The sequence below is a fragment of the Oceanicella actignis genome (assembly GCF_008124525.1).
In the GTDB taxonomy this organism is placed as follows: domain Bacteria; phylum Pseudomonadota; class Alphaproteobacteria; order Rhodobacterales; family Rhodobacteraceae; genus Oceanicella; species Oceanicella actignis.
In genome coordinates, this window is record NZ_VNHJ01000001.1 from 580,657 (window position 1) to 594,119 (window position 13,463).

A 13,463-nucleotide genomic window follows, 5' to 3' on the forward strand; every position below is an offset into this window, starting at 1 on the left:
GGCGGGGGCGACGGGCGCGACGGGGGCGGCGCGGCTGCTGGCGGCGCGCCGCCTGACGGTCAAGATCGGCTCGGCGCTGCTGGTGGACGGCGCGCGCGGCGAGCTGCGGCGCGACTGGCTGGCCGGCGTCGCGCAGGACCTGGCCGAGGCGCGCGCGCGCGGAACCGAGGTGCTGGTGGTCTCGTCCGGCTCGATCGCTCTGGGCCGCCGCGTGCTGGGGCTTGCGCCCGGCCCGCTGCCGCTCGAGCGCGCCCAGGCGGCCGCGGCGGTGGGGCAGATCCGCCTGGCCCAGGCCTGGCACGAGGCGCTGGCCGCGCAGGGGATGACGGCGGCGCAGGTGCTGCTGACGCTCGAGGACACGCGCGACCGGCGCCGCTACCTGAACGGGCGCGAGACGCTGGCCGCGCTCCTGTCGCTGGGCGCGACGCCCGTGGTGAACGAGAACGACACCGTCGCCACCGACGAGATCCGCTTCGGCGACAACGACCGCCTCGCCGCGCGCGTGGCGCTGATGGCCGGCGCCGACGCGCTGGTGCTTCTGTCGGACGTGGACGGGCTCTATACCGCCAACCCGCGCCAGGATCCGACCGCCCGCCGCATCGACCTGGTCGAGCGCATCACCCCGCAGATCGAGGCCATGGCCGCCGGCGCGGGCACCGAGGCGGGAACGGGCGGCATGCGCACCAAGCTGCTGGCGGCCAAGACGGCCACGCGCGGCGGCTGCGCCATGGCGATCGCGCGCGGCGACGTGGCGCGCCCGCTCAAGGCGCTGATCGACGGCGCGCCCTGCACCTGGTTCGCGCCCGAGAACACCCCCCTGGCCGCGCGCAAGCAGTGGATCGCGGGCATGAAGCCGCTTGGCCGGGTGCATGTGGATGCGGGCGCGGCGGCGGCCCTGGCGGCCGGGCGCTCGCTGTTGCCCGCCGGGGTGACCCTGGTCGAAGGCGCGTTCGAGCGCGGCGATCCGGTCTCGATCCACGGCCCCGACGGGGCGGCGCTGGGGGCGGCGCTGTGCGCCTATTCGGCCGACGAGGCGCGCATCATCGCCGGCCGCCGCAGCGCCGAGATCGCGCGGCTTCTGGGCTATCCGGGGCGCTCTGTGCTGGCGCATCGCGACGATCTGGTGATGTGGCGATGAGAGGGCGCCGCCCCTCGGCCCGCCCCTCGGCCCGCCCCGCCCGCATCGCGTCGGCCGCGGCGGCGCTGGCCGCGCTGGCCGCCTGCGCCGCGCCCGGACCCGAGGCCGGGCCCGCGGCGGGCGGCGCCGAGGGCTCGGCGCAGGCGCCGGCCGGCCCGGCCGTCATCGCCGCGGCGCCCGCCCTGCGCGAGGCCGCGGCCGCCGCCGCGCCCGGCGCCCGGCTTGCGCCCGCGGCCGAGGACGGTGCGCTGATCGCGGCGCTTTGCGGCGCGGCGCCTCGGCCCGACCTGGCGCTGACCTTGCGCCATCCCACGGTCGAAGAGCTGGCCGCCTGCGCCGCGCGCGGCGCGGCGCTGACCTCGGTGCGGCTGGCCGGGCGCGTGGGGGCGGGCGACGCCGGCGCGGGCGCCTTCCTGGTCTATGACGCGGCCCATCTGCGCCCCGAGGCGCGCGAGGCGGCGCGGCGGCTCGAGGCGTCGCGGCATCTGGCCTTGGCCGCGCGCAAGGCGTATTCAGGGGGCTGACCCGCGCCCTCCGGGCGCGCCGACCGAACCGCAGCCGAGGAGCCCGCCCATGCCCGAGGATCACGACCGCATCGACGTCGCCGCCCAGATGCGCGCCATCGGCGCCGCCGCGCGCGAGGCGGCGGGCGCGCTGTCGGCGGCCCCGGCGGCGCAGCGCGCCGCGGCGCTGAACGCCGGCGCCGACGCGATCGAGGCGCGCGCCGCCGACATCCTGGCCGCCAATGCGCGCGACATGGAAGCCGCCCGCGCCAAGGGCCTGTCGGGCGCGATGCTCGACCGCCTGATGCTGGACGAGGGGCGCGTGCGCGCCATGGCCCAGGGCCTGCGCGCCGTCGCCACCCAGGACGACCCGGTAGGCGCGGTGATGGCCGAGTGGACGCGCCCCTCGGGGCTGCGCATCCGGCGCGTGCGCACGCCCATCGGCGTGGTCGGCGTGATCTATGAAAGCCGGCCCAACGTGACCGCCGACGCCGGCGCGCTGTGCCTGAAATCGGGCAATGCCGCGATCCTGCGCGGCGGCTCGGAAAGCCTGCATTCCTCGCGCGCCATCCACGCCTGCCTGCAGCAGGGTCTGCGCGCCGCCGACCTGCCCGAGGCGGCGATCCAGCTGGTTCCCACCGCCGACCGCGCGGCGGTGGGCGAGATGCTGCGCATGACCGAGTTCATCGACGTCATCGTGCCGCGCGGCGGCAAGGGGCTGGTCGGCCGCGTGCAGCAAGAGGCGCGCGTGCCCGTCTTCGCCCATCTCGAGGGCATCTGCCATGTCTACGCCGACCGCGCCGCCGATCCCGAAAAGGCGCTGGCGGTGATCCTCAACGCCAAGACGCGCCGGCCTGGCATCTGCGGCGCGGCCGAGTGCCTGCTGCTCGACCGCCCCTTCGCCCAGGCCCACGGCGCGCGCGTGCTGGACGCGCTGATCCGCGCCGGGGTCGAGCTGCGCGGCGACGAGGCCAGCCGCGCCCTCGACGCGCGCGTGCGCCCCGCCGCGCCCGACGATTACGGGCGCGAGTTCCTCGACATGATCATGGCCGTGCGCGTGGTCGAGGGCGTGGACGAGGCCATCGCGCACATCGCCCGCTACGGCTCGCAGCACACCGACTGCATCCTGACCGAGGACGACGAGGCCGCGGCGCGCTTCTTCTCGCGGCTCGACAGCGCGATCCTGATGCGCAACGCCTCGACGCAGTTCGCCGATGGGGGCGAGTTCGGCATGGGCGCCGAGATCGGCATCGCCACGGGCAAGCTGCACGCGCGCGGCCCCGTCGGCGCCGAGCAGCTGACCACCTTCAAGTATCTGGTCGAGGGCGACGGGACCGTGCGCCCCTGATCCCGCCCGCGCCGCCGTCATCGCCCGCCGCCCCGGCGCGCCGCAGCGCCGTGGGCGGCGCGCCCGCCCGCCGCGCGAAGAAGCGCGAGAAATGCGCAGGGTCGCCGAAGCCCAGCGACCAGCCGACCTGAGCCACGCTCATCGAGGTGAAGATCAGCCGCCGCCGCGCCTCGGCGATCAGGCGGCGGTGGATCAGCTCCTGCGCCGAGGCGCCCAGACGGCGGCGGCAGGCGCGGCTCAGATGCGCCGCGCTCACGCCCAGCGCCGCCGCCGCCTCGGCCACGCGCGGCGCGGCGCGCCGGCCGGGCTCTGCGGGGTGGGCGATGCGCGCCTCGACCAGCGACAGGAAGCGGCGGACAAGGGCCTCGTCCGCGGCGGGCGCGGCGCGCGCGGGGGCGCGGGCGGACGCCTGCCGCGCGAACCAGAGCGCGACCAGCCGGCCATGAGCGCGCAGCGCCTCGTCGCGGCCCGGGCGGCGGGCGGCGAATTCGGCCGCCAGCAGCGCCAGCAGCGCCTCGAGCTCGGCCGCGTCCTCGGGCGCGGGCCGCAGCGCCAGCGGCCCGTCCAGCCCCGGCGCCTCGGCGTCGGCGCGCTGCATGGTCAGCACATGCCCCTCGGCGCCGGGGTCGAAGGCGAAGCCATGCACCACGGGGGCGGGCACGAAGGCCGCCATGCCCGCGCGCAGCCGGCGCTCGGTTCCGTCAAGCAGCAGCCGCGCGCCTCCGCGCGACAGCCAGAAGAACTGGCTCAGCCCGGCATGGCGGTGCGGGGCGATGCGCCCGCCATGCAGGCGGCTGCGCGCCGAGATGGACTCCCAGTGAAGCGGCTCGGGCAGCGCGTCGCCGGGGTCGGGCTCGCCATAGAGGGCGAAGATGGGGATTTGCGGCTCCATGTTCGATTCATGCAAGTTTCGGCGCGAAACTTCCATTCCTGATCGCGCCCGCCTGCGCAATATCGGCATGAGGAACGTCAAGGGAGGACGCCATGCGCACGCGGGTCGCGGTGATCGGCGGCGGGCCGGCGGGGCTTTTGCTCGGCCAGCTGCTGCATCTGGATGGAATCGAGACGGTGGTGATCGAGCGGCGCAGCCGCGAGCATGTGATGGGCCGCATCCGCGCCGGCGTGATCGAGACCGGAACGGCCGAGCTGGTGCGCCGCGCGGGCGTGGGCGCGCGCATGGATGCCGAGGGGCTGGCGCATGACGGGGCGCTGTTCGTCGGCCCCTCGGCCGAGCTGCGGGTCGATTTCCGCGACCTGGTCGGGCGCGGCGTGCTGGTCTACGGCCAGACCGAGCTGACGCGCGACCTTTACGCCGCGCGCGATGCGGCGGGCGGCGTCGTGATCGACCGCGCCGAGGTGACGGCGATCGAGGGGCTGGACGGTCCGCGGCCCGAAATCGTCTATCGCCGCGACGGGCGCGAGGGGCGCATCGCCTGCGACTACGTCGCCGGCTGCGACGGTCATCATGGCGTCTCGCGGCGGGCGATCCCGGCTCATGCGCTGCGCGAACATGCGCGCGCCTTGCCCTTCGGCTGGCTGGGCGTGCTGTCGCGCACCCGCCCCACGCATCCCGAGCTGATCTATGCGCGCCATCCGCGGGGCTTCGCGCTGTGCTCGATGCGTTCGGCCGAGGTCTCGCGGCATTACGTGCAGGTTCCGTTGAGCGAACGGGTCGAGGACTGGTCCGACGCGCGCTTCTGGGACGAGCTGCGCGCCCGTCTGCCCTCCTGGGCGGCCGAGGCGACGACGCCCGGCCCGACGATCGAGAAGTCGATCGCGCCCGTGCGCGCCTTCGTGGCCGAGCCCATGCGCTGGGGGCGGCTGTTCCTGGCGGGCGACGCGGCGCATATCGTGCCGCCGACCGGCGCCAAGGGGCTGAACCTTGCGGCGCAGGATGTGGGCGATCTGCACGCCGCCCTGCGCGCCGCGATCCTCGAGGGCGACGAGGCCGCGCTCGACGCCTATGGGCCGCGCGCGCTGGCGCGGGTGTGGCGGGCGGTGCGCTTCAGCTGGCGGCTGACGCGGATGCTGCATGTCTGGCCCGGGGCCGATCCGTTCGAAGAGCGGCTGCAGGACGCCGAGCTGGCCCATCTCGCCGCCTCGCGCCGCGCCCGGGCCGAGCTTGCCGAGGCCTATGTCGGGCTGGCCTTCGCCCCGCCCGAAGGCGGCGCGCCGGCGCCGGAGGGCGCGTAGAGCGCCCCATGCGGGCCCGGCCCCGCGGCCGCGGCGCGCTCAGCCGAACACCGGGTCCTCGGCGCGATGGGCGCAGTCGGCGCGCGGGCAGATGCGGCAGTTCGGGCCCACCGGCTCGGGCCGTTCGCCGGGGCGGGCGGCGTAGATGGTGTCGGCCGCGGCCTGTTCGGGCAGCGCCAGCAGCGTGGCGCGGATCTGCTCGGGTCGGCCGAAGGCGCCGTCGCCGGCATCGGCGGCGCGCGCCACGAAGACCACTCTTGCGCCGTCGGGAAACTCGGCCAGCTGGCGCAAGGTGCGCCCCGGCGCGCTCAGCGCCCGGTAGACGGCCCAGAGCGGGCAGGCCGCGCCGTAGCGCGGGAGGACGATCTCGGGCAGCAGCCGGCGCGACAGCGCCAGGCCGGCGGCGTTGACGCGCATATGCGCCGCGCGCGGCCCCGCGGCGCCCGGGCGGGTCATGGCGGCGATGCGGCGCGCGGCGTGGTCGAAGCCCGCCCCGAAGCGCGCGGCCAGCGCGTCGGCGTCCCATGCCGCGGCGCGTCCGGCCTCGAGGAACGGGCCGTAGGGGGCGATGAGCGCGTCGGCGGCGTAATCGGCCAGCGCCTCGCGCGCGCGGCGGCGGGCGGCCTCGGCGCGCAGGGGCGGGCGCGCGTCGAGCTCGGCCTCGAGCGCCTCGGCGCAGGTCGAAAGGACCGCGGCGCGGGCGGCGGCGCGCAGCGTCTCTTCGCGCGAAAGGGCGCGCGGGGCGGGCTGGCCGGCCAGGACGGGCGCCAGCGCGGCCGGGTCCAGCGCCGCCTCGAGGCCGAGCCCGAGGCGCGCGCGCAGGGCCTCGGCCGCCGCCTCGAGCCGGTCGAAGCGGTTGTCGGCGGCCAGGAAGGCCTCGTCGATCTCCTCGGCCGGGGCGGCGGCGCGGGCGCCCGCGCGGTCGGCGTCGAAGAACTGCGCCAGGCTCTGGGCCACTTCGGACAGGCGCGCGCTCTCTTCGGTCAGGATGTGGTGGAAGCGCGCGCGCTGGGGCGGTTCGATGTCCTCGACCGCGGCCAGGATCTCGGAGGTCGAGCGGATGGCGGCGATGTTGGTCAGCATCCGGTGCACGGCGTCGGACAGGAAGGGATCGTGCGCCAGCCGGTCGGAAAGCGCGTCGAGCATGCGCGATTTCTCGCGCGAGGCCGACCAGGCGCGGGCCAGCGCGCGGGCCCAGCCGGGGGCGCGGGCGACCAGCTCGGCGGTCTGGGCGGGGTCGAGCGCCAGATCGGCGAAGTCGGGGTCGGCGGCCATCTCGGCCAGAAGCCCGGCGAGGCGCCGCTCTGCCGCGCCGTCGAGCGCCTCGGGCGGCAGGCCCAGCGCCTTGGCGGCGGCGCGCACGAGGCGGGGCGAGACGCCGCGCTTGGCGCTTTCGATCAGGTTCAGATACGAGGCCGAGATGCCCATGCGCCGGGCCAGCTCGGCCTGGGTGACGCCAAGGGCGCGGCGGCGCTCGCGGATGCGGGCGCCGACGATGGGGGCGCTCATGGCTCGCCGCGGCGCCGCGCCGCGGGGCGGGCGGCGGGCAGGGGCGGCGGCGCGGGGCGCGGTTCGGGGCGGCGGGGCGCCGGGCGCGGTTCGGGGCGAGCTTCGATCATTGCGCGCAAGTCCTTGTTCCGCTACGGAATGTTGCGCCGCAATGTCAACCGATTGACTATGCTGCGCGTGCGATAAGCAAAGCATTTACATAAAAACCCTTTTTCGTCAACGCCTTGTTGATTCATTTACAGGCTGTGGCATAGTCATGGCCGGGTTGGTCAATTTCCGGGCGCCGCGCCCGGTCCCGAGCCGCCGCAAGGGCGCGCCAGGCCGGCCCGAAAGATGAAAGGGAGGAATCCATGTCAGACAAACTGATCGTCAGCCGCCGCGGGCTGCTCAAGACCGGCGCCGCCGCGGGCGTGGGCCTCGCCGCCCCGATGGTGTTCTCGCGCCCGGCCTGGGCCTATACCAACGAGCCCAAGGGCAAGAGCGTGATCTTCGGCTTCAACGTGCCCCAGACCGGCGCCTATGCCGACGAGGGCGCGGACGAGCTGCGCGCCTATCAGCTGGCGGTCGAGCACCTGAACGGCGAGGGCGACGGCGGCATGCTGAACACCTTCTCGTCCAAGGCGCTCAAGGGCAACGGCGTGCTGGGCAAGAAGGTCGAATACGTCACCGGCGACACGCAGACCAAGTCGGACGCCGCGCGCGCCTCGGCCAAGCGCATGATCGAGAAGGACGGCGCGATCATGATCACCGGCGGCTCGTCCTCGGGCGTGGCCATCGCCGTGCAGGGCCTGTGCCAGGAGGCCGGCGTGATCTTCATGGCCGGGCTGACGCATTCGAACGACACCACGGGCAAGGACAAGAAGGCCAACGGCTTCCGCCACTTCTTCAACGCCTACATGTCGGGCGCGGCGCTGGCGCCGGTGCTCAAGGCCAATTACGGCTCGGACCGCAAGGCCTATCACCTGACCGCCGACTACACCTGGGGCTGGACGCAGGAGGAATCGATCGCCGCCGCCACCGAGGCGCTGGGCTGGGAGACCGTCGCGAAGGTGCGCACGCCGCTCGGGGCGGGCGATTTCTCGCAGTATCTGACGCCGGTGCTCAACTCGGGCGCGGACGTGCTGATCCTGAACCACTACGGCCGCGACATGGTCAACTCGCTGACCCAGGCGGTGCAGTTCGGCCTGCGCGACAAGATCGTGAACGGCAAGAAGTTCGAGATCGTGGTGCCGCTCTACTCGCGCCTGATGGCGCAGGGCGCGGGCGACGCGGTCAAGGGCATCTTCGGTTCGACCAACTGGCACTGGTCGCTGCAGGACGAGGGGTCGAAGGCCTTCGTCAAGTCGTTCGGCCAGAAATACGGCTTCCCGCCCAGCCAGGCGGCGCACACCTGCTACGTCCAGGCGCTGCTCTACGCCGATGCGTGCGAGCGCGCGGGCACCTTCAACCCGTGCGGCGTGGTCGAGGCGCTCGAGGGCTTCGAGTTCGACGGCATGGGCAACGGGCCGACGCTGTATCGGGCCGACGATCACCAGTGCTTCAAGTCGGTTCTGGTGGTGAAGGGCAAGGAGAACCCGACCTCGGAGTTCGACCGCCTCGAGGTGGTGGACCAGGTGCCGGCCGAGCAGGTCACCTACCCGCCGGATCACCCGATGTTCGCGGGCGGCGACCTGGGCAAGTGCAACCCGGGCGCCTGATCGCGCCGCGGCGCGCGGCGGGGCCGGCCGGCTCCGCCGACCCGCGGCCGGGCGGCTGACCGGCCGACGCGCCGGGCTTCTTCTTCTCATCCGCGCGCGGCGCCCCTTGCGGCGCGCCGCGCCGCCTTGCGCGCACGCGCCGCGCGGGCGTCACGCATCGTCCATTCGGGAGCCTGAGACTCATGGACGCCTTTCTTCTCCAAGTGCTCAACGGCCTGGACAAGGGCAGCGCCTACGCGCTGATCGCGCTTGGCCTGACGCTGATCTTCGGCACGCTGGGCGTGGTCAACTTCGCCCATGGCGCGCTGTTCATGCTGGGCGCCTTCTGCGCCGTCGCCTTCGACAAGGTGGTGACCGCCGAGCGCGTGCTGCTCGACCCCATCAAGAAGACCCCCTGGGGCACGCCGCTGGAGGTGCGCGTGCCTTACGCGAAGGTCTGGTTCGGCGATGCGGGCGAGTGGCTGATCGACTATTCGGTGCCGATCTCGCTGGCGCTGGCCGTGCCGGTGATGATGCTGATCGGCGTCGCCATGGAGCGCGGCCTGATCCGCCATTTCTACAAGCGCCCGCATGCGGACCAGATCCTGGTGACCTTCGGCCTGGCGATCGTGCTGCAGGAGCTGGTCAAGGCCGGCTTCGGCGCCAACCCCATTCCCATGCCGGCGCCGTCCTCGTATCAGGGCATGGCCGATTTCGGCGCGCTGATCGGCATGGAGCCCAACACGGTCGTCTATCCCACCTGGCGGCTGGTTTATTTCCTGTTCGCGGCCGCGATCATCGGCGCGGTGTTCGCCTTCTTGCAATTCACCACCTTCGGCATGGTGGTGCGCGCGGGCATGGCCGACCGCGAGACGGTGGGCCTTCTGGGCATCGACATCGACCGGCGCTTCACCTTCATGTTCGGCCTGGCGGCCGTGGTGGCGGGCGCGGCGGGGGCGATGTATTCGCCCATTCTCAGCCCCGACTACCACATGGGCATGGACTTTTTGGTGCTCAGCTTCGTGGTCGTCGTGGTCGGCGGCATGGGCAGCCTGGGCGGCGCGGTGGCCGCGGGCTTCCTGCTGGGCATCCTGCAAAGCTTCGCCTCGATGAACGAGGTCAAGCAGATCCTGCCCGGCATCGACCAGATCATCATCTACCTGGTGGCGGTGGCCATCCTGCTGACCCGTCCGCGGGGCCTGATGGGCCGCAAGGGCGTGATGGAGAGCTGACATGACCAATCTCAACGCCGCCGACCGGCTGCTTCTGCTGCTTTTCGCCGTTGCGGTGCTGGCCGGGCCGGTGATCCTGGCGCCCTTCGGCGCGGGCTATCCGGACCTCTTGCAGAAATTCGCCATCTACGGGCTGTTCGCCATCGGCTTCAACATCCTGTTCGGGCTGACGGGCTATCTGAGCTTCGGCCACGCGGCCTTCCTGGGCGTCGGCTCCTACGCCGCGGTCTGGGCGTTCAAGCTGCTGAGCATGAACGTGCTGCCGGCGATCGTCTTCGCGGTGCTGCTGGGCGGGCTGTTCGCGCTGCTGATCGGCTATGTCTCGCTGCGGCGGTCGGGGATCTACTTCTCGATCCTGACGCTGGCCTTCGCGCAGATGAGCTACAACATGGCCTATTCCGTGCTGACGCCGCTGACGAACGGCGAGACGGGGCTTCAGATCGCGCTCGACGATCCGCGCATCCTGGACGGCGCCGGGCAGAGCGGGGGGCTGCCGCTGACCAACCTGTTCGGCCTGCCCATGAACCAGACCTGGGAGAGCGAGCTGCTCGGCATGACCGTGCAGTTCAACGTCGGCTTCTACCTTTGCGCGGCGGTGCTGATCCTGGGCTTCTACGCGGCGCTGCGCATCTTCCGCTCGCCCTTCGGGCTGATGCTGCGCGCCCTCAAGTCGAACCAGAACCGCCTCAACTACACGGGCGTCAACACGCGTCCCTACGCGCTGGCGGCCTTCGTGATCTCGGGCATGTATGCGGGGCTTGCGGGCGGGCTGCTGGCGGCGACCGACCCGCTGGCCGGCGCCGAGCGCATGCAGTGGACCGCCTCGGGCGAGGTGGTGCTCATGACCATCCTGGGCGGCGCGGGCACGCTGCTGGGGCCGGTTCTGGGCGCGGGCATGATCAAGTATTTCGAGGCCATCCTGTCGGCGATCAACAAGGCCGAGCTGTCGGACCTGCTGTCCTTCCTGCCCGACGCGCTGCGCGAGCCGCTGGTTTCGGTCCTGGCGCTGTTCGTGGGCGAGGGCTGGCACCTGACGCTTGGCGTCATCTTCATGGCCATCGTCATCTTCCTGCCCGGCGGTCTGGTCGAGGGCGCCCGGCGCGCGATGCGGCTGTTCTCGCGCGGCGCATCCGACGCGCCGTCCGAAGAACGGCCCGCAAAGTGAGGAGCGCGCAGATGGATCCCATTCTCAAGGTGCAGAACGTCAACAAGCGCTTCGGCGGGCTCAAGGCGCTCGACGACGTGAACCTGACGGTCGAGCGCGGCACGGTTCACGCCATCATCGGCCCCAACGGCGCGGGCAAGTCGACGCTGCTCAACTGCTTCGTCGGCCGCCTGACGCCCGACACGGGCACGGTGATGTTCGACGGGGTCTCGCTGCTGGGGCGCAAGCCGCACGAGATCAACCAGCTGGGCGTCAGCCGCGTGTTCCAGACGCCCGAGATCTTCGAGGCGCTGAGCGTGCTCGAGAACGTGATGGTGGCCGCGCTGGCCCATCGCGACGGCGCCTTCCGCATGAACGCCTGGGGCGCGCTCGACGCCGAGGCCGAGATCCGCGACCTTGCGCTGGCCACGCTCGAGGATGTGGGCCTGGCCCAGCGCCGCGCGATGGAGGCGGCCGCGCTCAGCCGCGGCGACAAGCGCCGGCTCGAGCTGGCCATGTGCCTGGTGCAGGACCCCAAGCTGCTGCTGCTGGACGAGCCGACGGCGGGCATGGCCCGCGCCGACACCAACAACACGATCGACCTGCTCAAGCGTCTGAGCGAAGAGCGCGGCATCACCAAGGTGGTGATCGAGCATGACATGCACGTCGTGTTCTCGCTGGCCCACCGGATCTCGGTCATGGCGCAGGGGCATGTGATCGTCGAGGACCGGCCCGAGAACATCAAGGGCAATCCCAAGGTCCAGGAAGCCTATCTGGGAGGGGCGCACGCATGACCATCATCGACGAGGACGCCTACCGCGCGGTCCGCAAGCCCGAGAACCAGCGCAATCTGGGCTCGGCGCCGGCCTTCTTCTCGGTCTGGGACCTGCACGCCTATTACGGCGAGAGCTACATCGTGCAGGGCGTCAGCTTCAACATCCACGAGGGCGAGATCGTCGCGCTTCTGGGGCGCAACGGGGCGGGCAAGACCTCGACCCTGCGCGCGATCGCGCGCCTCGACAGCCCCGAGCGGCGCCATGGCGAGATCTGGCTGGACCATCAGCCGCTGCACCAGATGAAGTCGCACGAGGCGGCCCGCGCGGGCCTGCAGCTGGTGCCCGAGGATCGGCGCATCATTCCCGGCCTGACGGTCGAGGAAAACCTGAAGCTGGCCCAGATCGCGCCGCCCCAGGGCTGGTCCATCGAGCGCATCTACGAGCTGTTCCCGCGCCTTGGCGAGCGCCGCGCGCAAGAGGGCGTCACCCTGTCGGGCGGCGAGCAGCAGATGCTGGCCATCGGCCGCGCGCTGGCGCGGGACGTGAAGCTGCTGCTGCTCGACGAGCCCTATGAGGGGCTGGCGCCGGTGATCGTGCAGGAGATCGAGCGCACGCTGCTCGAGATCAAGAAGCTGGGCATCACCACCGTGCTGGTCGAGCAGAACGCCATCGCCGCGCTCAAGCTGGCCGATCGGGCCATCATCCTCGACATGGGGCAGGTGGCTTTCGACGGAACCGCGCAGCAGGTGCTGGACGACGCCGAGCTGCGGCGCGAGTATCTGGCCATCTGACGCGCCGCCCCCGCCGGCTTCCCGCCTTGCGGGGGCACGAAGGAAGCATTGCGCCGGCGCGCGCGTCGGCCGATCTTCGCGCGAAACGCTATGAGGGAGGCGCAGCCATGACCGACAGGATCTACCCGATTCCGCCCGAGATATCGTCGCGCGCGCATGTCGACGCGGCGGGCTACGAGCGGATGTATGCGCGCTCGATCTCGGATCCCGAGGGTTTCTGGGGCGAGCATGGCCGTCGGCTGGACTGGATCCGGCCGTATGCGAAGGTGAAGAACACGTCCTTCGCGTATCCCGACGTGTCGATCCGCTGGTTCGAGGACGGGACGCTGAACGTGTGCGCGAACTGCGTGGACCGTCACCTGAAGGAGCGGGCGGATCAGACGGCGATCATCTGGGAATCGGACGATCCGGGAGTGAGCGAACACATCACCTACGCCGAGCTTCACCGCCAGGTGTGCCGCTTTGCGAACGTTCTGCGGGCGATGGGGGTGTCGAAGGGCGACCGGGTGGTGCTGTATCTGCCGATGATCCCGGCGGCGGCCTATGCGATGCTGGCCTGCGCGCGGATCGGGGCGATCCACTCGGTGGTGTTCGCGGGCTTCAGCCCCGACGCGTTGGCCGACCGGATCAACGATTGCGGCGCGAAGCTTGTGGTGACGGCGGACGAGGGCCCGCGGGGCGGGCGCGCGACGCCGCTCAAGGCGAATGTGGACAAGGCGCTGGCCAGGTGCGGCGGCGACGTGCGTACGCTGGTGGTGCGGCGCACGGGGGCCGAGGTTCCGTTCGATCCGGCGCGCGACGCCTGGTACGAGGACGAGGCGGCGCGGGTTTCGGACGACTGCCCGATCGAGGAGATGAACGCCGAGGACCCGCTGTTCATCCTCTACACCTCGGGCTCGACGGGCAAGCCTAAGGGGGTGCTGCACACGTCGGGGGGCTACCTGGTCTACGCGTCGATGACGCACCAGTACGTGTTCGACTATCACGATGGCGACATCTACTGGTGCACGGCGGATGTGGGCTGGGTGACGGGGCACAGCTACATCGTCTACGGGCCGCTGGCGAACGGGGCGACGACGCTGATGTTCGAGGGCGTGCCGACCTGGCCCGATCCGGGGCGGTTCTGGCAGGTGTGCGAGAAGCACAAGGTGAA

The 13,463-nt window shown here is 72.3% G+C and carries 12 protein-coding genes; 10 read left to right on the top strand and 2 right to left on the bottom strand.

Annotation, left to right across the window (positions count from 1 at the left end; translation table 11 throughout):
* Window positions 1-34 precede the first annotated feature (34 nt).
* The 3 genes from proB to LY05_RS02675 are packed head-to-tail and all read left to right on the top strand — an operon-like array spanning window position 35 to window position 2,989.
* Window positions 35-1,138: a glutamate 5-kinase gene (gene proB, locus LY05_RS02665; protein WP_211356271.1), complete on the top strand. Its 1,104-nt coding sequence runs from the start codon at window positions 35-37 to the stop codon at window positions 1,136-1,138.
* A complete protein-coding gene (locus LY05_RS02670) occupies window positions 1,135-1,662 on the top strand; it encodes a hypothetical protein (RefSeq protein WP_148921980.1) in 528 nt (175 codons plus the stop codon). Before proB ends, LY05_RS02670 begins: the two co-directional genes overlap by 4 nt.
* A gap of 49 nt (window positions 1,663-1,711) precedes the next feature.
* The gene (locus LY05_RS02675; protein ID WP_148921981.1) at window positions 1,712-2,989 is read left to right on the top strand and encodes a glutamate-5-semialdehyde dehydrogenase; all 1,278 of its coding nucleotides are present in this window, start codon (window positions 1,712-1,714) and stop codon (window positions 2,987-2,989) included.
* Here LY05_RS02675 and LY05_RS02680 read toward each other — a convergent pair.
* Complete coding sequence (locus LY05_RS02680; RefSeq protein ID WP_170258766.1) at window positions 2,949-3,881, bottom strand: helix-turn-helix domain-containing protein; 933 nt, start codon at window positions 3,879-3,881, stop codon at window positions 2,949-2,951. The two genes, LY05_RS02675 and LY05_RS02680, sit on opposite strands and share 41 nt — an antisense overlap.
* Before the next feature lie 92 nt (window positions 3,882-3,973).
* Here LY05_RS02680 and pobA point away from each other — a divergent pair, with 92 nt between their 5' ends.
* Window positions 3,974-5,182, top strand: coding sequence for a 4-hydroxybenzoate 3-monooxygenase (gene pobA / locus LY05_RS02685; RefSeq protein ID WP_148921983.1), 1,209 nt, complete (start codon window positions 3,974-3,976; stop codon window positions 5,180-5,182).
* Window positions 5,183-5,221: 39 nt separating this feature from the next.
* On the opposite strand, the gene LY05_RS02690 is transcribed toward pobA, so the two are convergent.
* On the bottom strand, window positions 5,222-6,691 hold the full coding sequence (locus LY05_RS02690; protein ID WP_170258768.1) for a short-chain fatty acyl-CoA regulator family protein: 1,470 nt from the start codon (window positions 6,689-6,691) through the stop codon (window positions 5,222-5,224).
* Between the two features lie 350 nt (window positions 6,692-7,041).
* Between LY05_RS02690 and LY05_RS02695 the strand changes: the two genes are divergently transcribed.
* From LY05_RS02695 to LY05_RS02720, 6 genes are all read left to right on the top strand, one after another.
* A complete protein-coding gene (locus LY05_RS02695) occupies window positions 7,042-8,388 on the top strand; it encodes a substrate-binding protein (RefSeq protein WP_072746128.1) in 1,347 nt (448 codons plus the stop codon).
* 182 nt (window positions 8,389-8,570) lie between these two features.
* Entirely contained in the window at window positions 8,571-9,599 is a 1,029-nt protein-coding gene (locus tag LY05_RS02700; RefSeq protein WP_148921985.1) for a branched-chain amino acid ABC transporter permease, read from the top strand.
* Between the two features lies 1 nt (window position 9,600).
* Window positions 9,601-10,764, top strand: a complete 1,164-nt coding sequence (locus LY05_RS02705) for a branched-chain amino acid ABC transporter permease (RefSeq protein WP_148921986.1) — start codon at window positions 9,601-9,603, stop codon at window positions 10,762-10,764.
* Between the two features lie 11 nt (window positions 10,765-10,775).
* On the top strand, window positions 10,776-11,537 hold the full coding sequence (locus LY05_RS02710; RefSeq protein WP_148921987.1) for an ABC transporter ATP-binding protein: 762 nt from the start codon (window positions 10,776-10,778) through the stop codon (window positions 11,535-11,537).
* A complete protein-coding gene (locus LY05_RS02715; protein WP_148921988.1) occupies window positions 11,534-12,310 on the top strand; it encodes an ABC transporter ATP-binding protein in 777 nt (258 codons plus the stop codon). The genes LY05_RS02710 and LY05_RS02715 overlap by 4 nt, the downstream gene beginning before the upstream one ends.
* 107 nt (window positions 12,311-12,417) lie before the next feature.
* On the top strand, window positions 12,418-13,463 hold a 1,046-nt coding region (locus tag LY05_RS02720; RefSeq protein ID WP_148921989.1), incomplete at its 3' end, for an AMP-binding protein.

Bases quoted from the DNA above. Each gene is read 5' to 3' on its own strand.
- LY05_RS02715 (WP_148921988.1), top strand. From the start codon at position 11,534: ATGACCATCATCGACGAGGACGCCTACCGCGCGGTCCGCAAGCCCGAG.
- LY05_RS02680 (WP_170258766.1), bottom strand. From the start codon at position 3,881: ATGGAGCCGCAAATCCCCATCTTCGCCCTCTATGGCGAGCCCGACCCC.
- pobA (WP_148921983.1), top strand. From the start codon at position 3,974: ATGCGCACGCGGGTCGCGGTGATCGGCGGCGGGCCGGCGGGGCTTTTG.
- LY05_RS02700 (WP_148921985.1), top strand. From the start codon at position 8,571: ATGGACGCCTTTCTTCTCCAAGTGCTCAACGGCCTGGACAAGGGCAGC.
- LY05_RS02675 (WP_148921981.1), top strand. From the start codon at position 1,712: ATGCCCGAGGATCACGACCGCATCGACGTCGCCGCCCAGATGCGCGCC.
- LY05_RS02670 (WP_148921980.1), top strand. From the start codon at position 1,135: ATGAGAGGGCGCCGCCCCTCGGCCCGCCCCTCGGCCCGCCCCGCCCGC.
- LY05_RS02710 (WP_148921987.1), top strand. From the start codon at position 10,776: ATGGATCCCATTCTCAAGGTGCAGAACGTCAACAAGCGCTTCGGCGGG.
- LY05_RS02695 (WP_072746128.1), top strand. From the start codon at position 7,042: ATGTCAGACAAACTGATCGTCAGCCGCCGCGGGCTGCTCAAGACCGGC.
- LY05_RS02705 (WP_148921986.1), top strand. From the start codon at position 9,601: ATGACCAATCTCAACGCCGCCGACCGGCTGCTTCTGCTGCTTTTCGCC.
- LY05_RS02690 (WP_170258768.1), bottom strand. From the start codon at position 6,691: ATGAGCGCCCCCATCGTCGGCGCCCGCATCCGCGAGCGCCGCCGCGCC.